At 42.7% G+C, this 25,786-nt stretch carries 23 protein-coding genes; 6 read left to right on the top strand and 17 right to left on the bottom strand.

What is annotated here, in order from left to right:
* Window positions 1-36: 36 nt before the first annotated feature.
* From pepI to FFM75_RS06485, 5 genes are all read right to left on the bottom strand, one after another.
* Window positions 37-924 carry a proline iminopeptidase gene (pepI, locus tag FFM75_RS06505; protein WP_137628381.1) on the bottom strand — a complete coding sequence of 296 codons (888 nt, stop codon included), beginning with the start codon at window positions 922-924 and terminating at the stop codon, window positions 37-39.
* 1 nt (window position 925) lies between these two features.
* Complete coding sequence (locus FFM75_RS06500) at window positions 926-2,488, bottom strand: PucR family transcriptional regulator (RefSeq protein ID WP_137628380.1); 1,563 nt, start codon at window positions 2,486-2,488, stop codon at window positions 926-928.
* A gap of 179 nt (window positions 2,489-2,667) precedes the next feature.
* Window positions 2,668-3,315: a nitroreductase family protein gene (locus FFM75_RS06495; protein WP_137628379.1), complete on the bottom strand. Its 648-nt coding sequence runs from the start codon at window positions 3,313-3,315 to the stop codon at window positions 2,668-2,670.
* 30 nt (window positions 3,316-3,345) lie between these two features.
* Window positions 3,346-4,191, bottom strand: a complete 846-nt coding sequence (locus tag FFM75_RS06490; RefSeq protein WP_137628378.1) for an acetoacetate decarboxylase family protein — start codon at window positions 4,189-4,191, stop codon at window positions 3,346-3,348.
* Between the two features lie 31 nt (window positions 4,192-4,222).
* A complete protein-coding gene (locus FFM75_RS06485) occupies window positions 4,223-5,083 on the bottom strand; it encodes an SDR family NAD(P)-dependent oxidoreductase (RefSeq protein ID WP_137628377.1) in 861 nt (286 codons plus the stop codon).
* A 266-nt stretch (window positions 5,084-5,349) separates the two neighbouring features.
* On the opposite strand from FFM75_RS06485, the gene yaaA reads away from it, so the two are divergent.
* Window positions 5,350-6,096 (top strand): peroxide stress protein YaaA, encoded by a 747-nt coding sequence (yaaA, locus tag FFM75_RS06480; protein ID WP_137628376.1) that lies wholly within the window; start codon window positions 5,350-5,352, stop codon window positions 6,094-6,096.
* A gap of 37 nt (window positions 6,097-6,133) precedes the next feature.
* Here the strand turns inward: yaaA and FFM75_RS06475 are convergent, their stop codons facing one another.
* Together FFM75_RS06475 and FFM75_RS06470 are read right to left on the bottom strand one after the other, a co-directional pair.
* Complete coding sequence (locus FFM75_RS06475) at window positions 6,134-6,802, bottom strand: type 1 glutamine amidotransferase (protein WP_137628375.1); 669 nt, start codon at window positions 6,800-6,802, stop codon at window positions 6,134-6,136.
* A gap of 93 nt (window positions 6,803-6,895) precedes the next feature.
* A complete protein-coding gene (locus FFM75_RS06470; RefSeq protein WP_137628374.1) occupies window positions 6,896-8,854 on the bottom strand; it encodes an elongation factor G in 1,959 nt (652 codons plus the stop codon).
* A gap of 161 nt (window positions 8,855-9,015) precedes the next feature.
* Here FFM75_RS06470 and FFM75_RS06465 point away from each other — a divergent pair, with 161 nt between their 5' ends.
* On the top strand, window positions 9,016-10,428 hold the full coding sequence (locus FFM75_RS06465; protein ID WP_171001444.1) for a 4-hydroxyphenylacetate 3-hydroxylase N-terminal domain-containing protein: 1,413 nt from the start codon (window positions 9,016-9,018) through the stop codon (window positions 10,426-10,428).
* A 69-nt stretch (window positions 10,429-10,497) separates the two neighbouring features.
* Here FFM75_RS06465 and FFM75_RS06460 read toward each other — a convergent pair whose 3' ends face one another.
* Window positions 10,498-11,037, bottom strand: coding sequence for a hypothetical protein (locus tag FFM75_RS06460; protein WP_137628373.1), 540 nt, complete (start codon window positions 11,035-11,037; stop codon window positions 10,498-10,500).
* A 297-nt stretch (window positions 11,038-11,334) separates the two neighbouring features.
* On the opposite strand from FFM75_RS06460, the gene FFM75_RS06455 reads away from it, so the two are divergent.
* The 4 genes from FFM75_RS06455 (at window position 11,335) to FFM75_RS06440 (ending at window position 14,368) form a co-directional block, all read left to right on the top strand.
* Window positions 11,335-11,985, top strand: coding sequence for a FusB/FusC family EF-G-binding protein (locus FFM75_RS06455; protein ID WP_137628372.1), 651 nt, complete (start codon window positions 11,335-11,337; stop codon window positions 11,983-11,985).
* 96 nt (window positions 11,986-12,081) lie between these two features.
* Window positions 12,082-12,381 (top strand): bacteriocin immunity family protein, encoded by a 300-nt coding sequence (locus tag FFM75_RS06450; protein ID WP_137628371.1) that lies wholly within the window; start codon window positions 12,082-12,084, stop codon window positions 12,379-12,381.
* A gap of 179 nt (window positions 12,382-12,560) precedes the next feature.
* A complete protein-coding gene (locus FFM75_RS06445) occupies window positions 12,561-13,373 on the top strand; it encodes an oxidoreductase (protein WP_137628370.1) in 813 nt (270 codons plus the stop codon).
* 17 nt (window positions 13,374-13,390) lie between these two features.
* Window positions 13,391-14,368, top strand: coding sequence for a helix-turn-helix domain-containing protein (locus FFM75_RS06440; RefSeq protein WP_137628369.1), 978 nt, complete (start codon window positions 13,391-13,393; stop codon window positions 14,366-14,368).
* A 181-nt stretch (window positions 14,369-14,549) separates the two neighbouring features.
* On the opposite strand, the gene FFM75_RS06435 is transcribed toward FFM75_RS06440, so the two are convergent.
* From FFM75_RS06435 to FFM75_RS06395, 9 genes are all read right to left on the bottom strand, one after another.
* A complete protein-coding gene (locus tag FFM75_RS06435) occupies window positions 14,550-14,729 on the bottom strand; it encodes an exonuclease domain-containing protein (protein WP_137628368.1) in 180 nt (59 codons plus the stop codon).
* A gap of 56 nt (window positions 14,730-14,785) precedes the next feature.
* Window positions 14,786-15,457 carry a type I-E CRISPR-associated protein Cas6/Cse3/CasE gene (gene cas6e, locus FFM75_RS06430; RefSeq protein WP_137628367.1) on the bottom strand — a complete coding sequence of 224 codons (672 nt, stop codon included), beginning with the start codon at window positions 15,455-15,457 and terminating at the stop codon, window positions 14,786-14,788.
* 12 nt (window positions 15,458-15,469) lie between these two features.
* Window positions 15,470-16,168 carry a type I-E CRISPR-associated protein Cas5/CasD gene (cas5e, locus tag FFM75_RS06425; RefSeq protein ID WP_137628366.1) on the bottom strand — a complete coding sequence of 233 codons (699 nt, stop codon included), beginning with the start codon at window positions 16,166-16,168 and terminating at the stop codon, window positions 15,470-15,472.
* Window positions 16,149-17,243, bottom strand: a complete 1,095-nt coding sequence (gene cas7e, locus FFM75_RS06420) for a type I-E CRISPR-associated protein Cas7/Cse4/CasC (RefSeq protein ID WP_137628365.1) — start codon at window positions 17,241-17,243, stop codon at window positions 16,149-16,151. The genes cas5e and cas7e overlap by 20 nt, the downstream gene beginning before the upstream one ends.
* Window positions 17,243-17,857 carry a type I-E CRISPR-associated protein Cse2/CasB gene (casB, locus tag FFM75_RS06415; protein WP_137628364.1) on the bottom strand — a complete coding sequence of 205 codons (615 nt, stop codon included), beginning with the start codon at window positions 17,855-17,857 and terminating at the stop codon, window positions 17,243-17,245. Before casB ends, cas7e begins: the two co-directional genes overlap by 1 nt.
* 5 nt (window positions 17,858-17,862) lie before the next feature.
* A complete protein-coding gene (locus FFM75_RS06410) occupies window positions 17,863-19,638 on the bottom strand; it encodes a type I-E CRISPR-associated protein Cse1/CasA (protein WP_223876627.1) in 1,776 nt (591 codons plus the stop codon).
* Entirely contained in the window at window positions 19,622-22,378 is a 2,757-nt protein-coding gene (cas3, locus tag FFM75_RS06405) for a CRISPR-associated helicase Cas3' (protein WP_137628362.1), read from the bottom strand. Before cas3 ends, FFM75_RS06410 begins: the two co-directional genes overlap by 17 nt.
* Window positions 22,379-23,003: 625 nt before the next feature.
* Window positions 23,004-24,443, bottom strand: coding sequence for a hypothetical protein (locus tag FFM75_RS06400; protein WP_137628361.1), 1,440 nt, complete (start codon window positions 24,441-24,443; stop codon window positions 23,004-23,006).
* A gap of 656 nt (window positions 24,444-25,099) precedes the next feature.
* Window positions 25,100-25,519 (bottom strand): hypothetical protein, encoded by a 420-nt coding sequence (locus FFM75_RS06395; protein WP_137628360.1) that lies wholly within the window; start codon window positions 25,517-25,519, stop codon window positions 25,100-25,102.
* Window positions 25,520-25,786: the final 267 nt, after the last annotated feature.

Here is a 25,786-nt window from a genome sequence, read left to right as displayed (position 1 = left end):
AATAGAACGCGGGAATGTCTTTTTTTATGCCATTTTCTAATCCCGGTCAGCAAACCATGCCGTCAACCGAGCAAAATAAGCCGCCGATTCATCAATAAATGCCATGTGCCGACTGTGGGCAAACAAGGTCCAAGTCGCATTCGGCAACTGATCGACCATTGTTTTAGCAATCAATGGGGTACATAAATCATCAACCCCACTCGTCACTAGCGTCGGTAACGTTAATTGGCTGAGCTTGGCCGTATAATCGTAGTCCTTGAGCGTGCCAGTCGGGCAATATTCATTGGGGCCCCAAGCTGTTTCATACGCCAGTTTGCCAACATGCTTGGCACGGCGTAAAAAGGCCGGCGACGAAGGTGTTATTGGCCCCGACGCATGGCGCGTCATAAAATGATCATTGGCCATCAAGTAACTCGGTTGGGTAAAGTCGCCACTAATTTCAGCCTGCGCAATCGCTAACTGGTCAGCTGCAGACAACGCTCGAATCAGCCGATGTTGTTCTTGTGCCCAAAGTTTTGCGGAAGCTAACGTACTTGCTAAAATCAAACTTTGAACCCCTTCCGGATGATCCTCACATAAATAAATGAGGGCTAACATCCCGCCCCATGATTGGCCAAGCAAATGTACTTTTGTTAACCCCAACTGTTCACGCAGATTTTTCAATTCCGCCACCCACGTTGCCGCTTGCCATAGCGTGGGGTCAGTTGGCCGGGAAGACTCACCACAACCAAGCTGATCATACATCACGATGGGCCGACCAGTTTGTTCAGCAAAGTGATCAAAGCTTTCAAAGTAATTATGCGTGGATCCAGGACCACCATGTAACAGTAATAACGGCGTGACCCCGGTGGTTAAGTCGCCGACAATTCGGTAATACGTTTGATATTGTTTAAATGGGACATAGCCCGTTTTTAGTTGTTGCATCTTACACCTCGCTTGGTCGGACTGGTGGCATGGGATCATTATCTGGTATAAATGGCGTTGGTTGGTAGTTATTTTTCACTAAGAACCGCTCCAACTTGAATCCCGACGCCAGTTTAAAACAAGTGTCTGCATCGCGCAGATCACAACCGGTAATGGCTGAAATATGTTTAAGTCGATTGCGCAACGTATTCGGATGGACGTACAATTGTTTCGCCGTTCGCGTCAAATTGCAAGTTGCCTTTAAATACGCATCTAACGTCGCTACTAGATCCGTTTGATTCTGGGCATCATAAGCCATTAAGCCTTGTAGTGCCGGATTAATAAAGAATGGTAAAATTTCTAAATGATTGACGCGGGCTAGTGATAAGTTGAAGAATTCATCTTCACAAAACACAACCCGTTGCTGAATGGTCTTTAATTGGCTCGTGCGACAGCAAACCATGTAGGCTGCAAAAGTATCCTCTGGTTGGACATAATAATTCGAAACGATTAATCGGCAATCAGCCTGGGCCGTGACGGTCGCAAGCTTCGCTTTGAATTCTGGCTGATTATAGGCCGCCAGACTGATCGTCACTAACGCCAAGCAACTCTGTTGATAGACGGAAACCAATACTTGGTCAAATTGTGGTGTCAGTAAATATCGGAGGCGCTGTTGTAGCACAGTCGGTGATTGACCTGCCAATGGGTCACATTTGATTAAGACCATCGTATGCGGTAATTTAACTTGCTGTTCTGCAAACTGAGCGGCAAAAGTGGTGCTTTGACGTTCGGTTAATAAGACATTTAATAACAAATCCCGTTGTGATTCAGATGTCGACATAATTTGATTTTTTACTAATGAGCCAGCAACGACTTGGCCTAAATCATTGATCAATAAGGCATGCTTGGCATCCAAGGGCGTGTTCAACGCCGACATCACTAAATAACCCAACGGTTCATCTTGATTAGCTAATGGTGTAATCAACATCGGAACAAAGGAAATATTATCTTGTGCCACATAGATTTGTGTCAAAAAATCTGGATTATCTGGTGCAAAGCCGTGCTCAAGCAACCATTGGCCCACTTTATTATGCTCAATTGCTTGCCGAATCCGGCCACCATTAATTGCCGTTGTATGTGACCGCGATAAAATCTGGCCATTGAGATCAATAATTGCCACCGGATTTTGTAGTAAAGCGACCACCCGGGCTAAAACCGTCTCAAAATCCGCCGTAATCGCGGCAATGGCCAATTGATTGGCCTGCGCTTGTAGCTTAGCTGGTGAGGCCACCAATTTTCCCAGACAAAAAAGTAATTTTAATAATTGATTTTGGGTATAAACGGCATTGGGACCGATTGCGCCTAAAGTGACTAAGCCTACTTCACACAATTGTCCCTGCCGATAATAACTTAATTGCACTTGCGAAGGTGCCGCTAACTTTAATATCATAATATGACTTGGCAATGGCCGTTGCGCCTGGTTCTCCAACTGTACTTGCGTAATATCGGGACGACCAATTGCTGGTGCAACATGGGTGACCGGGAAGCTTTGATTTAAGGTTCGTAATAATTGCGGTAATAACATGAGTAGACCTCCATCAATCATCGTTAGGCTCACTTCATACTCTAAAACGTTCAATCAACATTGTAAAGATACTAAAAAGCTCACCAGTACTAGCTGCTTAGTCGCTATTACTGGTGAGCTGCTCGCGTGCGTTCATTTATCGGGGAAATGATACCTAAACGTCACGCAAGTATCGCTTATTAAAGAAATTCAGTTTGGGTTTTAGCGGCATACCGTTCCGTGTGCAAAGGTGCCTCATTGGCTTTCCCAATGGCAATCCCCATTACTGGTACGTACCGTTTAGGATCGAGTCCTAATGTTGGAATCATGTGTTCAAAATCAATCCCGGAAAACGCATTGGCATCATAGCCATGCGCCCGCGCCATGAGTAACAATTGCATCCCAACGATTGAACAATCCATCGTCGCATCTAATTGTAAAAATTCTGGTGATGCCTGCTCGTAAAGTGGTAAGAAGGTCCCCAAAATCTGATCTAGCCGCTCTTTAGTAATATTGCCATCTTGATAAACTTTATTCCAGACGTCGCGATAGACTAAATGTGACTGCGTATCACCGGCAATAAAGACGATCGCTGACGCACTATCAACTTGTGGATAGTTAAAAGACATCACGGCTTTTTTGAATGTTGCTTTGGCTTCTGGTGTGTCGATCACCACAAAGTGCCAGGATTGTAGATTACATGCTGACGGTGCTTTGGCTGCCTCGGCAATCATCTCCTGAATTTCATCGCGTGAAATCTTAACGCTTGGATCAAATTGTCGCACTGAATGCCGATTAAAAACGACATCACTAAAATCATTATTAACCATTGTTGGTAATGTTGACATAATTAACCCCTCTTTTGATCTAATATTGATTTAAATATGATAGCTGGTGGCATTAGGATTAAAGAATCCCCGGTCGTAACGACCAGTCAACAATTTTGGCATCGTACTTTCAGCATCAACAGCTTCTAATTTCAAGGTATTGAACATGACTGATGTATCAAAGTGGAACCAAGCCGCGCCCAATGGCTTCAATACTTTTAATTCACCAAATGGATCATCGTCGGTTGATTGTAAGTCAATCGACAAATTGCCGGGTTCGACCCGGTCAGCAAGTGACCGCAATTGCGTTGCGACCAATTCAACGTTGGTAAAATGATTAGAGCCATCTGGATGCTGATCTAAATCATAGGTATAGAAGAAACTATTCATTTCAGCTTCTTTATTTAAGGCTAATTGGCCAGCAAATTGTTGCATAATTGATGGGTCATTCAACTCACCGGCCGTCCAATCAACTTTCAATAAAGTCTTGCCGTGACGTTCAACCGTCGCGGTCGCCGTATTGTCATTGCGTCGTAAATCAATCATATCAGCCAATTTCTTCGGAATCCCCGCGCCTTCACGACCAGCAATCATGCCGTTTTCAGCACCGGGCCCATGGAGTAATAGTGAAATTGGATAAGCACCCATCATTTTATCTTGATAACTCACCATCGCAAACAAGTTTAATTCTAAATAAGGCCCACCAAAAGTTGGCTTGCCCATATGCACGACGTAACCGCATACCACTGGTGCTAACAACTTTAGTGGTGCCGGAATCAAGCGCTTTAAGACGGCTTCATCCGTCGCATAAGCAAAGCCAATGCCTTCTTGATCATTCATACTTGGTAAATTTAAAAAGTTTTTAACGTCATCATGACTGACAACATAACTAGCCATTATAAACCCCTCCTCAAATCGTGATTAACCGCTACATAATGCCATCCATGACATGAACATCTGGCGCACCATCACTGACGATGCGATGGACGCGATCAGAAATCAATGGATTGAACTCTGGATGCGTTAAAATATAGAATCGATTCTCTGATAATGCCTCAAAAACCGTATCCGCAATCGTATCGATCGGTTTCCCATTCGTAATCACATACTTGGCAAACTGTTGCCCCTTTAAGAAAGCCTCGCTTTGATAATAAGGATCGCTTGAGTCACTATATTGGGCTGGCCGGTGGTTTTCGGTGTGATATAGATCTGTTTGCACAAACCCGGGACACATCACGTGCATATCAATATCCGCACCCGCGCGTTGCAAGTCATAGGCGGTCGCTTCTGTCATCCCGACTGACGCAAACTTGCTGGCATGGTATGACGGCATTCCGGGGGTATCAACTAAGCCCGCAATCGAAGCCACATTTAAAATATCAGCATGAGTCTTTTGCTTCATCATAATTGGAATAACTTGTTGCATCGCATAGACTTGACTCATCAAGTTAACATGCATAATCCATTCCCAATCACGTGTTGGTAGTTCCCAAATACGTCCTGGTAAAGCAATCCCAGCATTATTGATCAACACATCGATCCGACCAAACTTCGCCATGGCTTGAGCGACGGCTGCATCAACATCTGCTTCCTTTGTCACATCGGCCACGATCATCATTGCTTGCGCACCGGTATCGATAATACTTTGATAGCTTACTTTCAAAGCCGCTTCGTCAATATCGACTAACACTAAGCGCATCCCGCGCTTGGCAGCCCCGGCCGCAATCACTTGACCAAAACCATGGGCGGCCCCAGTAATGAACATCACTTGATTTTTAAAATCACGCATCGTTTTAATGCTCCTTTGGAAAATTATTGTGATACATGTCACTAGTAAGAATGTATCACGGGCTGGTTGACAACCTTTCTTGTTTACAGGTCAATTGTAGCGCTTACATTACGGTGGTTAAATAGGGATAAGCTACACATTTTTACCCCCATCACTGTAGCTTTGTCACAATCAGGTATCTGCATTTATTTCACAAGATAAGTGATCTAGGTCAACTCAGTGTTAAAATAAACATCTAATATCTGATGAAAGCTGGTGTTTTGGCAATGAAACTCATCATCGCCCCCGCCAAAAAAATGTTGGTCGATACCGATTCTTTAACTTATATCGATCTGCCCCAATATTTGACCCAAACAAGCCAATTACTCACACAACTGCGACAACTCAGCTATCCTGAAGCTAAAGCGTTGTGGCATTGTAGCGATAAGCTAGCCCAGCCGAACTATGCTTGGTTGCAAACGCTCGACTTGCATCATCAATTGACGCCCGCTATCTTAAGCTACAGTGGTATTCAGTATCAGTACATGGCGCCTGATATTTTTACCGAACCCGCATTAGCGTACATCCAAAACAACTTGCGAATTTTATCTGGCTTCTATGGTATCTTGCGTCCCTTTGATGGCATTGTGCCGTACCGCTTAGAAATGCAAGCCAAACTAGCCGTCGCTGACCACCCCAATCTCTATGCGTTTTGGGGTGATCGTCTCTACCGTGCTTTAGCAACACCGACTGAACCCATTATTAACTTAGCTTCACAAGAATACGCTAAGGCCATTACGCCCTATTTAGCCCCAGACCAACCTTTTATCACGATTGTTTTTGGTAGTTTGGTTAATGGTCAGTTAAAGACCAAAGCCACTTTAGCGAAAATGGCCCGTGGGGCGATGGTCCGCTATTTAGCAGAAAATCAGGTTTCTGAACCATCACAGATCAAGGATTTTGATCACCCTGATTATCGCTTCGATCCTGAACGTTCAAGCGCAACTGAATTTGTCTTTATTTATCAAAAATAAAACGCAGCTAGTCTTAATGGGCTAGCTGCGTTTGACGTTAATCCGTCGTAATATAGTCTAAAATTTTAAATAAGGTTCCTTGATTTGCGGTGGGCACTGGCGTCGCTAAGATATCAGCCGCGCTTTGCCCTAAGGCTGAACCAGCGATATACGGGTAGTCATTAACGACCATCTCCCGCACATTGTTCGCGCGGGGTTCGAAATGGAATTGTAAGCCCACGATATGATGATTCATCACAAAACCTTGATTTTGAACCCGCTCACTGGAAAACAACAATTCCGCGGCGGCGGGCACTTCAAACATCTCTTCATGCCAATGCAACACGTTTAGTTGGGCAGGTAAATCAGGAATCGTCTCGGTTTGTAAGGTCACTGGCGCCCAGCCCACTTCTTTGGCTGGGGCTTTAGTGACTGCATAACCTAACGCCTTAACGATTTGTTGGGCCCCATAACAAGCACCGAAGATCGGCTTGTTCGCCGCTAACAACTCCCGAATCAAGTCCCGTTCTTGCTTGATCCAGCCTAAATCATCATTAGGACTCATCGGACCACCGAGAATGACTAATAGATCCGTTTCTGCCGCCGTGGGTAACGTGCCAAATTGATACGGATGGTACGTATATATGGTATGGCCATGTATATCCGCCCAATCTTCAATCATTCCTGGTCCTTCATTTGGAGTATGTTGTAATACATTAATACGCATGAAAAATCCTTTCCATCGACGGCAATGTTTATCATGGGGATCGCCTGCAACTGCCCAGAATGACGTTATTATAGCGTAATTAGCACAACGATGCTAGTGCGTTAACTTGGCTAAGTCTGCGGCAGTATAGCGATAGTCACAATGCGCCATTTGTGGCACTTGATCCCACGGTACTGGATAGCCAGCGCCATGCGCACAAAAGACCGAATCAGGCGTATTTTCTAAATCACTGACCGGTTGATAAGCCGCCGCGGCGATCACGTCAGCCGCATTATGACAAGGCCGATAGCCATCAATTAAGCATTCTAACTGCCCTTGACCATGCGTATACGCATTGACCGCTTGCGAATAATCTTGCATTTCCGCTACCGGTGCCGTTCCGGTCAACATCGTCAGTCCAGTCGCCGCATTCGTCACCGGCGCCTCAAACGTGCCGTTCATGCGTTGAATGTCCGTCATCGCGCGGCCGACTTGATCTTGACCCACTTCCAAGCGGAACTGGTACCATGGTTCAAGTAACTGACAGTGTTGTTGCTGCTTTAACATCATCAAGCCTTGGCGCACTGACCGCCACGTGGCTTCCCGGAAGTCACCACCAACCGAATGCACGTTACTAGCCCGACCACCGACTAAGGTCAGCTTGACGTCGGTCAATGGTGCACCAATCAAAACACCGCGTTGTGGTTTGGCTTGTAAATTAGACAAGACTTGATGTTGCCAATTGCGGCCTAAGACGTCCAAATCACAATCGGCCGCCACGGTTAGCCCACTGCCAGGCGCTGTTGGTTGTAGCAAGACATGCACTTCCGCGTAATGCCGTAACGGTTCAAAGTGACCGACCCCTTCGACAGCTTCGGTAATCGTTTCTTGATATAAAATACTGCCCTCACCAAAGCCAATATCTAGCTGGAACTGATCTTGCAACCGTTGCTGCAAAATCTCCAATTGGACTTGTCCCATAATTTGAATGCGAATTTCTTGTAATTCCGCCGACCAGACCACATGCAACTGCGGATCTTCATCTTCTAATTGCCGTAAAATCGTTAGACATTGATGGATGTCTTGGCCTTTAGGATCAACCGTGTACGTTAACACCGGTTGCATCACTGGCTTGGCGGCATCTGGTAATGCCCCTAGCCCTTGTCCTGGATACGTGCCCGTCAAATTCGGAATTGCCCCCACTTCACCAGCTGTTAGCGTTGATTGCAACGTATACTTAGCGCCATTATAGACTCGAATCTGATTGATCTTTTGTTCTGGCAATAACATCGCCTTAGTCGCGAGTTCACCACCCGTTAATCGTAGCCAAGTCAAGCGTTCACCAGCATCATAGGAAATTTTAAAGACGCGCGACCCAAAGTCAGGCGCTGGTTGCTTGGTCCGGGTCCACTGTTGCAGACCAGCTAACAACGTATCGACACCATCAACTTTTAGCGCCGACCCAAAGTAACATGGAAAAACCGTCCGCTGTTGAATCATAGTGGCAATAGTGGCATCGCTTAACGTCTCAGTCTCTAAGTATTGGGTTAACACTGAATCGTCTTGCATCGCAATTTCTTCAATTGCCGCTGGAGTCAACGGTTGCTCAAAAGCAAGACAACCCGCTGATAGACTCGTTTGTAAGTCAGTTAAAAGCTTAGCCTGGTCAGTATCAGCAACGTCCATCTTATTAACAAAAATCACCGTTGGAATATGATAGTGGGCCAACAACCGCCATAGTGTCCGAGTGTAACCCTGCACCCCGTCTGTCGCCGAAACAACTAGGATGGCGTAATCCAACACGCTCAACACTTGTTCGGTTTGGGACGCAAAATCAACGTGACCTGGGGTATCAAGTAACGTTAGCTTCAAATCTTGGACTTGTAAATTTGCTTGATGGGAAAAAATTGTAATCCCCCGTTGTTTTTCTAAATCATCGGGATCTAAAAAGGCATCCCCTTTATCGACCCGACCAAGTTCACGTAACGTGCCGGCCCGATATAATAAGGCTTCCGATAACGTGGTCTTACCAGCATCAACGTGCGCGACGATTCCCGCAGTAATTGCTGTCATTACGGTCACTCCTTTCAAAATAAACTGATTACTTCTATGGTATCAAATAACCCCGCAATCACACCAAATAATGTCGGCAGTCTGGCATTTCCATTAAAAAAGCGCTTCCTTTGTGACCAGTATCTGTTATAGTGAAAATAGTAACAAAAGGGGGAGTTCTCATGCACACCATCGAACAACTTGATGATGGCCGCGCCGTTTATTTAAATGGCCACCGCATCAAAGTTTCTGAAATACCAATTTTTCGTAAAACACTCGCATTAAATAATGAATACTATCACTTACAACAGACCCATCCAGTGGTCCATACGTATACCGAAAACGGTCGGACTTATGATATTGCCTTTAAAGTCCCACGCAATATTGATGACTTACGACAAAAACACCAGGCTTACCAAGAGATAGCCCAAAGTAACAATGGGATGCTTGGTCGGACACCAGACTTCCTTGATAGCGGCATGGCCGTGTTAGCCGAACGCAGTGCCTTTTTAGGCCACAATAAATGGACTGATTTTGCCGCTAATGCCAAGCATTACGCCGAATGGATCAAAGAAAATGACATTTTTATTAGTCACGCCTTACAAAATCCACAACTTGACCGCACTAAACCGATCAATGGCATTCCAAGTGGCTATGCCGGCGTGCATACGATTGAACGCCGCGCCGATGGCATCGTGGTCTCTGGGGCCAAGATGGTGAACACGATGGCGCCGATTGCCGATGACTTATTAGTCTTCAATCCACCAGAATTGTTATTAGAAAAAGGCGATACGAGTTATGCGGTCGCTTTTGCCACGCCATTGAACACGCCCGGCGTCAAAATTATTTGCCGCAAATTACTCGACCATCCCGGCTATACCGAAGACGACTATCCGTTGAGTAACGCGCTTGATGAAATCGATGCTTACGTCGTCTTTGACCATGCCTTCATTCCGTGGGAAAAAGTCTTTGTCGAAAACGATTATCAAATGAGCAATCGTTTCTTTATCGAATCAGGCGTCTTTATCCATACGTCCCATCAAGATGAAGTCCGCGGGATCACCAAATTGGAATTTGCCACGAGTCTGGCGATTCGCGTGGCGCATGTGCTTGGTTTAGATGGCTTTTTAGGGGTACAAGAAAAGCTCGGTCGCTTAACAGCTAACCTCGAACTCATCAAAGGTACGATTACGCGTTCTGAAGAAGCCGGCCACCTTGATGAATTTGGTATCTATACGCCGAGTCAGCAAGCCTTATTAGCGGTCCGTGCTAGTTTACCGGGATTCTTTGAAGAAGCCTTAAAAGTCACACAACATCTCGCTGCCGGTTCCATGGTCGGCGTTCCCGGCTTTGCTGAATTTGACGGTGATAATGGGGCGATTTTGAAACAAGCCTTAACGACTGACCGCGCCAGTGCCGCTGACCGATCGAAGCTGTTAAATCTAGCTTTTGACTTGAGTAGCTCTGGTTTTGGGCAACGTCAATTAATGTATGAATATTATCATGGTGGCGATCCAATGCGGATCCGCTCGAAACATTATTTAGACGAAGACTTACGAGCTGGCAATGCGATGCTAGACCAATTGTTGAAGTAGTGAGGCCTAAAGTAAAATAGCGTTGTTTAACAACTTTTTAATAGGTTGTTAAACAGCGCTATTTATCATTTAAAACGTTTGATGCCGGTCGCCTTTAAACCACCGATATCCATTTGCTTTAGCTGCCTTTTTAGAATGGTAACCATAGCCGTCTGTCCAGATACCGGCACCACCAGCCATTTGAAGTGTCGCATACTTTTTACCATTAATACGATGATCAATCTTCCGATAATACTCACCGTCTCCCGCGCTTTGGTACCAGCCATAGGTTTGGGTCCATTTTTCACCTTTATACGTAAAATTGTAACCAATAATCCAGCTTGGATGTTTCATCTTAGCCCCTTGCTTTGGGTAGCTCGTCACTTTACGACTATGTAATCGTGACGTATAGCCATCAGAAACCAGCTTTTTAGCAGTAATCCTTACTTTAACTATCTTGTGGTTATATGTATCGTACGTGTACCAAGTACCCCGTAACCGCTTTGGAAAGGCCTTAATCGTATACTTAGTCGCAGCCTGAGCTGTCTGAGCTGCTGTTGGTGCCGTAACACCAACTGTTGCCATCACCGTTATCATCCCTAGCGTTACTAATAATCGTCTATTCATCATGCTTGACTCCTCCTGAAATAAAGTTAAACGTCCCCTGTTCACTATTATCGTAAGTCTATTACCGCCTTGTTTCAATTGCATTTACTAATATGTTTCACGTGAAACATTGATGGCCAGTTGATAATCCCATGATTTTTGCGTATACTGCTATTACTTTGGTCATCATGACCAACAATGAGGAGATGATAAATGATGATGGCATCATTGTCTGTACAGAAAAGTGCTGCTTGTTAGCGACGCTTTTCTGTAAAACCTTTCAGCGAAGTGTCTGATTTGAATCTGAAAGGACTATCAATTATGCAACCAACTATTACTGCCTACGAATACAGCACCATTACCCAACAAGTCAATCATTTAGTCAGTGTCAATCGGTCCGTTAACGACCGGCAAGTTCGGGCAGCCATTTTAGCGCAAACCTTAGACTGCATTACACCACTATTGCCTAGTGCGGCACCAGCGACTGAAGCTTTCTTAACTGGTCTGCAAGTTGATTGGTTGACCCGTGCCGATGCGGCTCAACTCTTGGAAACTTTGGTGCCAATGGTCGTGCCGTTTCCACAACTAACTGCAAAGCAACTGGCAAAACTATTCCGTAAAGTAAAGAAACTCAAGCAACCCACCTGGGCCGACTTAAAACGGTACGAATTGACTTATTTGGGCTGGAATGACGGTGGTAATCAAAAGAAATACCTCGTAGCCCCCTATCATGATCAATTGATTGGCATTCAAGGCGAGCTGTCACCCAAAACGGTGAAGGGCGTCTGTGCGATTTGCCAAACGATTGGTAACGTCGCACTTTTCATGGCGACTACTAAAGCATCTGGTTTAGGCACATACACAAAAAAAGGCAATTACATTTGCCGTGACAGTAATCAATGCAATCGTCAGTTGACAGATCCACAAGCATTGACTGATTTTTTGACTGTCGTGCAGCCAAAACGACATTAATTTAACTGCTGAGGTGTGCCAGTAAGCCCCTTTAAGCTGCTTGTGTTCTCCCAATCCTAGCGCTATAATTCAATCAATTATGGGGGAGATGTTTCAATGTTGAAAAATCAAAAGGCTGAAAAATTATTATCACAAATCAGTGCTGTTTTTAATGATACTGAAGCGGCACAAGATCAAGAATTGCAAACTAAGTTATTAGCTTGTGCCCAAGAACTTGAAAAGACTGAGAACTACCTGGTAGTCGCAACTAAGGTCAACGCAGTCGCGCGTTCAGCGGCCCGGCGGCATTTAAAACAGCCCATTAAAGCAATCAACACGCTTTACGAACAAACCGCTCGGACGGCCGGCTATTATGATGGTTTAGCTACCGTTATTATGACCTCTGGCTTAAATTAAGAATCTGCAAAATAAAATCGTTACGTTTAGCCCGATTGAGGTTAAGCGTAACGATTTTTTAGTGCTTATTTTTAAGTTTGGCGCCGTTTGCACATATCTTGGCGCCGTTGGTCATGTCTTTTAATTCAGTCGGCCTGTACAATAACATCATCAATTGAAAACGAGAGGATGTTAGCTTTATGAAAACAATTTTAATTACCGGGGCCAGCAGTGGTATTGGTCGCCAAACTGCCATCGCACTAGCCAAACAAGGCCATACGGTTTATGGCGCTGCCAGACGGCTAGATAAACTACAAGATTTAGTCCAATTTAATATCAAACCGATTCAGCTAGACGTCACTGACCCGGACTCATGCCAAGTCGCTGTTAAAACCATTATTGCAGCTGCTGGCCGAATAGATGTCTTAATCAATAATGCTGGCTACGGTTCGTATGGCGCCGTGGAAGATGTGCCGTTAGCTGAAGCAAAACAACAATTTGACGTCAACCTCTTTGGTTTAGCAAGTCTGACCAAACTGGTTCTCCCCTACATGCGCCAACAGCATGCTGGAACAATCATCAATACTTCTTCAATGGGTGGGCGATTAACAAGTTTTATGGGCGCTTGGTATCATGCCACCAAGTACGCCATCGAAGGATTCAGTGATGCACTACGGATGGAAACTCGGCCGTTTGGCATCCACGTGGTCTTGATCGAGCCAGGTGCGATTAAAACCAACTGGGGATCCATCGCGGCCGATCACTTGGCCGCTTCAGCTAAAGATGGTGCCTACGCCGAAATGGCGACTAGCGCCGCTGCCGGAATGCGCCGACTATATGGCTCAAAGCTATTATCACGACCAGAAATCGTCTCACGTGCTATGCTAAAAGCAGTGAACCACCGGCATCCTCGACCCCGTTACTTAATCGGTATGGGTGCCAAACCACTGGTCTTCTTACACACTATTTTGCCAACGCGCTGGTTTGATACGTTGATGATCCATGCCAGCTAGAAATGAGGTCTCTTTAAATGAAACTAACCCTTACGACGCAATTTCAACAATTTTTGCTAGCTCATGGTCTAGATTTGCAGCAGATATTAGCTAAAACTCAATTGACCTACCATCTTCAAGATGAAACTTTGACCATGACCCCGCTAGAATACTACCGGCTAACAGCCGCAATCGATGCGCAGATCACCGATGAACAACTGTTGGCAATTAGTGACGTTAGTCAGATTCAACTCTTCTTGCCGCCAATGTTTGCGGCGTTGTCTGCCAGTGACGGTCTAACCGCTTTGAAGCGCTTTGCGCATTTTAAACAACTTATTGGCCCCGTCACCGCAGAAGTCCAGGAACTTGATCAAACTATCAGTGTTCATTTTGCTTTTCTCTACCCCAATCAGGCCCAAACAAGGTTTGCATTGTTGATGGAACAGTATTTATTGGTCAGCTTATTGCGAACCGGTAGCGGGCAACGAATTCAGCCACTAGTGACAGCTGGACCGTTTGCGTATCATACCGCAGGCGTGGCCTTTCTCGGCGGCATTCAGTCACCAAGCAGCCGGAACCAATTAATTTTCTCAAAAGCAGCGCTACAACAACCATTTCTAACTGAAAATAACGTCATGTGGGACTTTATGGCCCCGACATTACAACAACGATTAGCCGAAGTAACGACAACCACGACTTTCGTTGGCAGCTTGCAAAAGATTCTATTTACTGCAATTCCAGCAGGCGATTTTACACTCGAAACCGTCGCACAAACGATTGGCATGAGTACGCGCAGTTTACAACGCAGCTTAACTGCCGAACAAACCAGTTTTAAACAACAAGTTCAGACTGTACAACGACTGCTAGCCATTAATTATTTAGCTTTGGATAATGTAACACCGACTGAGATTGCTTATCTAGTTGGCTACAATACCCCAAGTTCATTTTCACGAGCGTTTAAACAGTGGACTGGGCAGACGGTGTCGCAGTATCGTGCGGCGATGCGGGTGGAGTAGGTTTGTCGTCCCTACTTGCGTGGGGAATACGGTGATCCAGTAGCATAGAGTAATGTACAGGTGGGATCATCCCTACATATGTGGGGAATACTAAATTAGGTTATTACATCATTGGAGGTTTTTAGGATCATCCCTCTATACATGGGGAATACACTAAATGATTGTTGCTATGCCGCAGTTATTAAATTTTCAAAACCTTGTTTTCAATTAGTTTGGTCGCCAATTCAAAAGTTGTTTTAGCATCCGATAACGCCCGATGCGGAGTTTCATTTTCAAGTCCATAATCGTCTAAAACAGTCTGTAATCGATAGTTATTCAGAAATGGATTATCTTTTTTCACCAGCGGCATTAAATCCACCATTTTGTTTTCCAGTTGTGGCTATTCTAGTTTCTTAGCACCGACTTATTTTGCCATCGCTAATCCTCTGGAATCACCGTCATCAGTCCCATACCAAACGCCTTTTCACGGCCAATGCCCTGCGTCAGCGTCTGTTTAAAAGTTGCCACATCACTGACACGCAGTAGGCCTTCAAAAGTGACCCGACTGAGACGGACACCACGACCAACTTTTCGGTGAAGCATTGGCCAATCGCGATTAACTACACTAAAAGCTGGGGTCGCTGTTTGTTCAGGATTCGCTACGTCGACTTGATCAACCAAGTTAAAACCTGACTTTTCCGCCCGATCAATTAACCATTGGCATTGTTGAGTCATCGTAATATGTGGCACAACGCGGCCTTGCTTCTTGCCTGGTTGAGTCACGGTACGGGTTGGATTAGCGGTTAATCTAAAGCGCATTAACTGACCCGTTTTAATCTGATTCAGAAATTTATCATACGATTTCGTAATAACTGTTCCCGGCACCGCATACATGGCCAGTTTTTTCGGGTCAGGCTCAACTTCACTTAAGACTACTAAATACTGCTTACCCGCTAAGACATCAATCCGCCATAAATGGCGGGTTCGTTTTTCAGCAGCGATTTCATCCGGGAAGCTTTGTTCAACCCAATTATGATAAGCACCAAGATGAGTTAAATCCTTTGTTTTATATCGATTTTTAACATCGATTTCAGCTCTTGATAAATACATCGCATGTCCTTTCTAGATAGCACCCATAATGTCATGGTCAGTTGAGACGTTTAAATCAGCTGACTTCACTGTAGTTCTAGCAATCGCCCGAAATTTATGATAACGATTTCGTTGATCAAACGAGCCTACATTGTCTTTAACTATTGTGCTATCCCCATCTGGAATCAGATTAGCATCTGCAATAATATCTAATATTGGGGTCTTTTTTTGACATTCAGCCTTCCGTTGATACCATGACGATGCCCGCCAATCCACAATTTTAAGTACTGCCACTGGTTGCATATCTGAAAATTGTTGGGTCTTCAACACACCTGCTGGTGGATTTGAACGCCGACCGAAGAACAACGGGAACCGTGGCTGATGCAATGCTTGTTCGATTGTTTCAATTAGTGTTACATCTTCACTGCCCAATGCCACCATAAATACAGCATCCTGAATGTAATCTCGATACGTAACTTTACGGGAATTTGCTTTCCATTCAACTACCTGATAGTCCGTTAGAATCGATCCAACTTGATCGATTCTAACGGCAAAACTTAACTCATTAAGTTGTAAAATCCGTTGATCCGTTCGTTGATAACCTAAGGCCGCCGCAACCATCCCAATCACTGCACTCTTAGTGGGATATGGATTGGTAGTACGATAGTTAAAACTGGCCTCATTACCATATGATTGCAAAGGCGCAGCGAATCTAATCGTTAATGTTTTCATTCTGCGTCACCTCTGATAAAACCGTTGTGATTTTATTTAAGAGTTCTGATAAATTTGCCACGTTGTCCCCAACTTTTGATGCTTGTTTACTCAATACCCAATTTTGAAGCGGCCGTTCTACTAGTTTCAAAGTCGTTTCGTATTCATCTTCAAATCTTACAATCGATGGTTTAATATAGCCATTGTTGGGGGCAACTGGCTCTTCAAAAGCCGAGACAAGATTAACTGGCGTATCCGTTCGAATTGTAATCATCACATAGCTCGGTAATGTCTTATTTGCAAAGGTATTTTGCTTACCCGTTGGCATTGAAAGTATGAAATCTTTAATAAATGCCACTGCACCCTTAATAGCGTTCTCACTATTTAAATTTTTAACCAATTCATTCATATTCAAGTTAGCATACCGATATAAAGTTGCCGAGTTAAACGCAATACTCCCCAACATAGCAGCACCATTCGTGTCTTCTGGTTTTCGATCATCCAATGCCGTAAAATAGTCAAACTCGGGAATCACCTCGTGTGTTGAAATCGCATGTGCTACTTGTGCTGATGCATCCACATTAAGTTCTGGATTGTTAGCTACCATTCGGCCAAACAAGGCTAAGTCTAAAGATTGATCATGTTTCCAGATATCTTTGAGTTCCTTATCATTTAATTTTTCATTATCTGTTGCATATTGTGCCACTTTAGCAATCTGTCCAGGGCTAGTAAATAGCAATGCGTCCAGTTGTTTGTCTTTATTTTTGTTCTTACTATTATTCTTGTTCTTAATTTTTGCATCAATAAGGATCTCGTCGGCCTTACTCATAGCATCCTCATCATTTAAAGCTGGATTCAACCGCTTCAATGCTGTTACTAACATCGCTACAACATCTTTAGTACGTACACCAGTTGAAATATCATCTTGTTTGAAAGCTTCACGTATTGCACGTTTCCAACTTTGCGACGAAACTCGGGCCCGGTTAACACTACCATACAACGCTGTCTTTGGTGCACCAGTATCATCACGATTTAAATTTGACGATGGAACGGTTTGTAAAACGTTCAAATCAATATATAAATTTTTATCAGCCATTATGCCTTTTCTCCTTCAACTTGATTGTCTGCATAACTTTCCCAAAAATATTGTTCGCCCCAAAGAAACCGAATCTGATTTGCTTGTCTATAACTTCCTTGCAGTTTAAATAGGTCACGTGCTAAAAGACCATAATCCAGCTTTCTTAATTTCTCATCAGATTTTAAAATTCCAATCAGGTGAGAAAGTTCATTAATAATACTTTTGACGTTTGAAGACGCCAATAATGATTTCACTCTATTATCAAGGGCCTGACTGTTGCCACTATCTTGCTTTCTTTGCTGTCTCAAATCTGCTAGCGCTTCAAACAGCGGCATACCCTCTTCGTTAATATATGATTCATAAACAAATTGAGAATTTCCTTGCTGATAAATTGCATAAAATTGGATTGCTGTAAAAACTGCAACCTCAGCTGCAGTTGGCTCTAGGTTACCTTCCGTACTGAGCATATCTCTTTGCATATTTGCCATCATGACATGCCAGACAGCTTGCGCCTGTAAACTTGTAATATCTCTTGCATTCTTCAACCCATATAAGGCCTTTTTATCCAGGGAACCATCTCGATAGAGTGCTTTAATAATCCGGGTAGTAGCTCGCTCAATTTCACTAACCATGTTTTTCATTCCTTTTTAAGACGGCGATTGACACTTACCATTAATTGATTCTTTTCCGTAAAAATATTAATTTCTTTCTTTCCAACGACTTTGCCCTTATCTTTACGATCAATCATGATGCCTCTGATATCTTTTGATGTACTCGTATTCATCACATCATTAGTGGCCTCAGCTACAATCTCTTTAAGCTGTCGTTTCCAAAGATTAACTTTCTCATCTCGATCGTCTTGATCTGTTAATCCTGCTAACCATTTCTTAAACGGCTCATTTAATTGCTCATAAAATTTTCCACTCATTTGATTGCCAAACGCCTTAGGATTACTAACCCTACGAATTCGGCCAATATTTTCTATAAAGTGAAAATAGTATTTTCCAATGGTTTGAGTCATTTGAATCACATCTTCAATACGTACAAGCCAGTATCTTCTAGTTGTATCTTCTTCAGCAAATAAAACTGCAACTTGTAACTGCATATCATCGACCACTTCAGCAACTGGCAATTGCGAGGCCGATGTCTTGTCTTTAATCAAACTGATTGAATTTAAAACTATGGCATCATCTTTTGAAATTAACTTTTCTCTTTTAAGAATCCGCAACCAAGCGACAATTCCTGGTTCTGGTTGGCTATCTTTTTGCCAAATTTTAACGTATTGACCAAAGTTACGCCACATAGCAATGCCCAATGAGCTTAGTTTTTGCCTATCTGGCAAATAGTCACTAGTTTTAGGGGAGACTTTCCAAGTTGTCATCGGCTCAATAAACAAATTCGCAGCTTCAAAAATCGGAATCTTTGCGCTAAATATACTTGGCTGCTTATCCTCATCCCACTGGATACATAAAATTCTTGACCACTCTGTATACAATTCAGCCAAATTATCTGGTCGAATTCGTTTCTTTCGTTCTTTAATATAATCGAGGACTGAGTCATACTCCCACACAGGCTTCTGAATGTTATACTTATTACTACCATTTTGCGTCGTAACCAGCACTAAATTTAACAGCAGCGTCTCAAATAGCGAGTGCCCTTTAGCAAAAACTGGCCTAATGCCATAAAGCCAGCCACCTAGATTATAAACACCACCCGCTCTAAGCTTGCTTGTTTGATTGTCTACTTTTATTGCAGTTTTATCTGTGGTACCTGTGAAGTTTTGATAACTAATAATCCAACGAATTAATTCGTCCAATTGAATTTTATTTTTCATATCAGGTGACCGAGGTGAAAATATCGCCCGTGAATTGGCACTTTCGGAGACACGTCGATTAATCTGTTGTACCGCGACCTGTCCGTTACCCGTAGCAATCTTTTTCTTTTCATCATCAACTAAAACATCATAGTCTTTAGCAACAATCTGATAGAATGGTCGCTGACCAAAAAAATCAAACCGTGATTCATATTGCTTCAAATACTGAATAACAGCTCCAGAAAAGTGACCAGATTGATACAGTTTTTCCCAAGTAGCTAAGAGCTGCTGTCGACTACTTTTTCGATTAAACTTTCCTTTGTCAATCTTAAATGACATCGAACTTGCATCCATGTTTACCCAAGGATAGCGCTTATCGTCTGCGTTAAACCGTGAATAAACTGTCGTTAAAATCGCCAGTAACAGTCGAAAAATCGCTAAATCTTGGGTACGCATTTCCCCCGCTAACTGACGATATTCTTGTGCATTCTCAAAAATATCAATCAGTGAAACTGTTCGCTCCTGGTTAGTCTGCATTTCAATTACTTTTATCCACGGCTCCGTTGTCAAATTAAAACTATTATTATTCACAGCCATCATCCTTTACATAATCCAAACCAAATTTGCTAGAATATGAAAACTGCCAACCTTCAAAAGTCGCCTTTAAATTTTGATCCAATGGAAATGCTAATGCATCTTTAAGCCAAGGATTCGTCCTCCAATCGTCAAATGAATCATTGGTTAACTGCTGTAATGTCTTGATTGCATCGCCCAGTTGCTGATCATCTGGTGTCACGGCAACTGGAATTCTTATTGTCTGCTGTGCAATATCTCTGGCTGCAACTCTACTCAATGGCCGACCATCCAACAAATAATCTCCTTCGTCAGTACACTTAACTAAAATCACTTCAAGCGTATCTTTAATATCTCGTACGGCAGCATTCATTTTTTGCTCGCTTGTCGATTTAAGATCAAATCCCAGCCAATCATGAATTGTCCCATCAGTACTATAATCAGGATCGCCTATTTGAAAATCATTCGCTCGACTTTCCTTACGCTCCTTTTTTATCATGAAGTCGTCTCGTGCTTGACTTATATTAGCTACCTGATCATCCGTTTTAGGGTCATAAACTTGCTGTACCAACGAAGATATCTCTCCTGGTAAATTAATCTTAGCCGGTATAAAGTAATCCGTCTTCATGAGTAAATATTTCTCATAAATAGCCTCATTGCCACTACCATAATCTTGTGGCCCTTTTATACCCATCAAGAACACTTGCGGAACTTGTAATAAGGTCGGTCGAAAAATTTGATGACGATGAAGTCGACCTATTCTTTGAAGAATCAGATCCATTGGTGCGATATCTGTATAAAGTACATCAAAGTCAATATCTAACGATTGTTCTAATACTTGGGTCCCGATGACAATCAACTTATCTGGTCGACTACCGTTCTTCCCAATGGTTGCCTGGAGTACTTCTGTCTGCCGTGCTCGATCAGTTGCCAAAAATGCAGCGTGAAGTACCATTACTTTAATATCTGGTGGTACTAAATGTGCCAATTTTTGAGCACGTTTTACGGTATTCACAATAACACCAGCAACACCCCCACCCCTGATATTGCTTATAATATGGGAAATAAGGGCATCATCCGATATATCCAAACGACTGATCTGAACTTCCATCGATTTTTGATGATTATCTTGAGAAAATCTGTCAATTTGCTTCAGTTGATTGCCATCTAGAATACTTAGTAATGGATACGCCTGTGTTTTCTCCCAATTGGCTGGTGCAACTAATTGTTTTTGAGTAAGTTCTCCATATTTTCCTTCCCAGTATGCGTACACTAACTCTCGACGTTTATCAGCCGGTAACGTTGCTGACAAAATGACCACTGGTACATGATAAGCACCAAGCCATGTTATTACTTTATATAAAAAGGCGTTCATAAAGACGTCGTACGAATGAGCCTCATCAATAACAACCACCTTACCAGTAATGCCTAGATGGCGTAAAAAGAGATGTTTTTGTTTCAAGCCCATCAATAATAACTGATCAATGGTTGCTACAGTAAATTCCGATAAAATAGACTTTTTGCCTGAAAACCAGCTATTAAGCGCTACCTCGGCCAACTTATCTTGATCGTCACAAATATTAGTCGCATTAGGCAACTTTTGATAAGTTTGATTAAGTGAGCCCTTACCAGACATTATATTGATTTGGAAGTGGCTATTTTGCTGCTTTGCCAAGACGTCTAGCCATTTAGTCACACGGCTAAACATCGCACTCGTTGTCGCCTGAGTTGGTAAAGCCATAAACAGCCCATTTCTACCGGTACTATAGGCTAATTGCTCAGTTGCCAGTAGCGCCGTTTCAGTCTTTCCTATTCCCATTGGGGCTTCAGCAATCACTATTCCCGGATCAATTGTCTGACTGATAGCTTTCGTTATCACTTGCTGAATTAGATGCGGGGCAAATCCCCAACGGTCTTGATAGGCACACTTAATGTCAACCGGTTGTGGCTTCCAAATATCAGTTCGTTTCCAAGTCTCAATCGCACGCTGACAACGCGCATCCATATCGGTTTCTTGCCAAGGCTGATCAATTGGAAGTAATGGAAAGATCGGTCTATTCTGGTCCCCATCTAAGTATTCACTTGAAGCTAGCCAGTCCGCCATAATTAACAGTCCTTCTAGCATAACGGCTTGTGGAAGCTCAATATCTGGAATCTCTGAAATAGATTGATAACCAGATGTTTTTAATCCATACTGTAACAGCTCTGCTTGCACTTGTTTCCATGGTTTTTGCAACTCGACATTCTTGTTGTCTTGATAGTAGTTTGCGATATACTCTTCCAACTGTTCATCTGGACTATCACTTGCTGGCTTACCATGATGACCACCGATAATAGCCCCTATTGATTCTGGCACCTTTGCGGCTTCAAGAAGTGCCTCTCCAGCTAAAGCATGTGGCGATTTACCAGCTGAGGATAACGCCTTTTCATCAAAGCCATGAAAACCAGCATCTATTATTCTTTGTTTCAACTTTTTATCTAATTCGTTCTCATATTTTCCTAAATGCTTCGACTCGAACGATGGTGTAATTTTACCCAAGTCGTGAGTAAACCCTACAAACTTAACCAACTTATAGACGTCACCTGCTGCTAATCCTTCACCTAAAAAATCTTTTTGCCCCTCACTCAACCAATTTTTAAACAACCAATCAATTGTATTTTGTGTATCAATCAAATGCATAATCAATGGAAGCCAATACTGTTTTCCGTTGACTGATTTCTTCTTTGCCCAAAGGCTAGCAGCCTGCTTGGATACTTTCATTCCCATAAATAGCCTCCTTAACGTATTATGATTAACAAATCGCCTGTGTTCACCTCTTCAAATTTATTGGTCAACCTTTTATTCAATACACCGCCTTCACAAGATCCTCTATATATTAAATTACTGATACTAAGGCAACGCACTATTTATGTAAGCGCATACATAATTAATCTGCCTAATAGCTTAACAGAATCGTATTGCTCCCCTTCTATACCCAATACAATAGAACCGTTCACATTCATAAATTGATAATTTTGCTGAACCAGCATCGATTCCATTCTGTTCAAATAGCCGGCTTTTTGTTCCGCGTTGTATCTAATTTTCCTATTTTTGACTTTCAAATTTTAGAATTCATTATGTTATGCAGGGAATATACTAAATATATCACAGCAGTTCAATTCAAAAATTTCATTTACAAAAACTATACAAATCTATACACGCTTTTAACACTCTAATTTAGCCAATATATACCGGCATTCTAATTTTGAGAAGTTACCTTTTTCAATTAATTTGCTACCGTGCATCACAAGTTTAATATATCATAATAACACCATCAATTATTACTTATTGATAATAAAAACGGCTACTCACCAATAACAGCGAGTAGCCGAATCCAACTCATTCTAAAATATTAACATCGACGCTTCTTATTTTTTAGCAGTTTTCGCGCTTGCTTCATCGACATCACTTTACCGGTAACCTTCTTAGGTTTATCAATGACCGGAATCTCATCACCATTGAAAGCGGCCGGCAACTGACCAGCTTGCTTCTTTGTCAATACACCCGTTTGATGCAAAATATCGCTAATACCAGCCACGACTGGCTGCATGTCACGATAATCGATATCAGATTGTGTCTCGCGGAACCATTGCCCAATCTCCTTGAATGCCGATACCGACCATTGTTCCGGTGTCACCAAGTTTTGCGCATATAAAACGTCCATAAAGTCCGCTACTGCTGCTAATAAATCCGCTGCTTCCCAAGCTATTGAGATAGCATAGGCTTTGCGCTGTATCCATAATCGAAGGCCAGTTTCAACGGCCAAGGTGTGTGTTTCAATAGCTTTAGCTTGACGCCATCCTGCTGAAACTGGATGATGAGCGTCTTTCAAGTATTGCTGATTTATATCAGGATCATATAGCTTAGCAACTGAAGCTAACTGATCTGGATGATTTAGCAACGTCGTTAAATCATCCGGAGCCTCATCATCATCGTCTGCAAATACTTGATTATCTTCATACAGACTGTCAATACCACCATTGGCATTAACTTGGTCAATAAACTTTGCCACTGCATCCCGATCACTAATATCAATCCCTTGCTTCTGCATCTCAGCACCGATTAGTTTCCCAGGTCCAGCACTTTGTGGGTCCTGGGCACGAGTAAGCATTTCCAGCGCCGCTGCATTGATAAACCGTTGATAGTCACTCGCCCGCTTGGCATTTAGCCAGCCTTGCTCAGCAACGAACTCTAAAAATCCAGTCAATGCGGGCGCCACTTGCTGGAGTTCAGCTTCGGTTAGATCCGCGTTAGAAACAAAAAAGCCCGTTAGCACGCCCGTAATCGCCTTTTTCGTCCAGCTCTTAGGTGTTTTACGGTAATTGTCATAAGCCTTATCAGTTAACGTTGTCACCATGAATGTCAGTAAATCGCTTGAAATAGGCGTTGTTTTATGTTGCCAAGCCACACTCTCGAAATAGGCTTGTAACCAATCGTTAGTATAGACCTTAATATCACGTGCCACATAATCTCGCCATTGTGGCAAATCATCAGCAGTAGCCTGTGTTGCTTGTGGTTTTAAGATTAAATCAGGCGCCAATACAGGTCCCTGCAAGTCATATCGAATCTCAAAATTAATCAAATCGGTCTCTAAGTCATCAAAGTTCACCTTAATGATTTGATTATCTACTAAACAACGCAAATAAGCTGACACTACATCAAAAGTTAAAATCAGAATATCTGACGCATCGTTATCAGGATCTGATTCAGCCGTATCCGTAATCTCAGTTAACCCTTGTAACATGGATGCTCGCGTCCATTTGGAGATTGGTTGTTGCGTAATACCAGCCATCACACCGTCGAAATAACGTAGGGTTTCTTTTTAATCCATCGTCGGATAACCTTCAAAGTTAGCATATTCATCATATTTTTTAAAAATTGGCCGGTAGCTTAGTAGCTCATCATTTGAATTAGTCACTAATTAGCCCTCCATATCCTTATTTTGAGTACTCATTAGAAAAAGTTTTATCATTTATATAACAAGTCGACACTGTGTACCAAGAATCTACCCCTACATACGTGGGGAATACGCGGTACGTGATTTACCATGTCTTGGCGGCTCAGGATCATCCCTACATACGTGGGGAATACACTTAAAAAATGCTGTTATACCGGCATTCTATTTTTTAAAAATAGCCTATTTACATTAACTTGAATCTCAAAAGAACGATTTACATTTTAATTATGGCCTACATGTTATTCTCCCAAAGTCGTATCCCAATTATATCATCATTCTTTGCCGGCATGTCCACTCCCAAAAAGGCCTATAACAAAACATCACCTGTAGTACGACAATCATGTACCGCTTAATATTTCCAAATAAAAAACACTCTGTGCAAGACAAAGTGCTTAAACTAACTTAATACTCGTCTAGCTTCATCGACGTTGACAGTATCATAATCAGCCAAATAATTTTTCACTGCAGACAATTACCAGCTTGCTAGTAAATTAGCCTTGTTTCTTTCCCATTTCTTCTACTCTCAAAGAAGGCACTTCAGTCCAATGTTCAATGATACTCATCAGATTTGGTAAGCCATCAGAAAGACTCGCATCACCAGTCAGAAAACCATCCGCATGGGCGAAGACTTTACCAATCAAAGCTTGCATTTCTTTAGTTTCTGGACGCTGAGCCGCGGCTTTTAGCGATGCCATATAAGCCGCATAATCATAGGAAGAATCGATAAACATCCAATACTCTTCTTCAGGATTTTCAGGAACCGGTCTGGTGTAGTAACGCGTCGAACTGTATTGATAAAGATCAGGATGTGCTTCTTCAAAATCTAAAACCGCCCGGAATCCATGTTCGATTTCATCATGGTCCGCTTTCTTTGCTTTGAAACCAGAAATTCCTAATTGTTCAGTTTTCATAAAATCAAATCCTCTCTAGAAATAATAATTTGGTTTAGGTGAGTGTATACTCACTCACTCGATGTAATGGGTATAACACCTCAGATAAAAAAAGCAACTATTACTTAGATTTTAATCTTTCAATAAAAATACGGCTTATTGGGCCTTAATATCCAGTATTGCGAACATTAATAACACTTTCAATAACTACTCCAACATCGCTTTATATGAATTTACTACCGTGTCCAACCACCCAAAATACAAGCCCATCCAATTCCAGCCAGAAAC

This window comes from Lactiplantibacillus daowaiensis, assembly GCF_005405085.1.
Taxonomy (GTDB): Bacteria; Bacillota; Bacilli; order Lactobacillales; family Lactobacillaceae; genus Lactiplantibacillus; species Lactiplantibacillus daowaiensis.
Note: the sequence above shows the minus strand (reverse complement) of the source record. Positions and strands in the feature narration are given on the sequence as shown.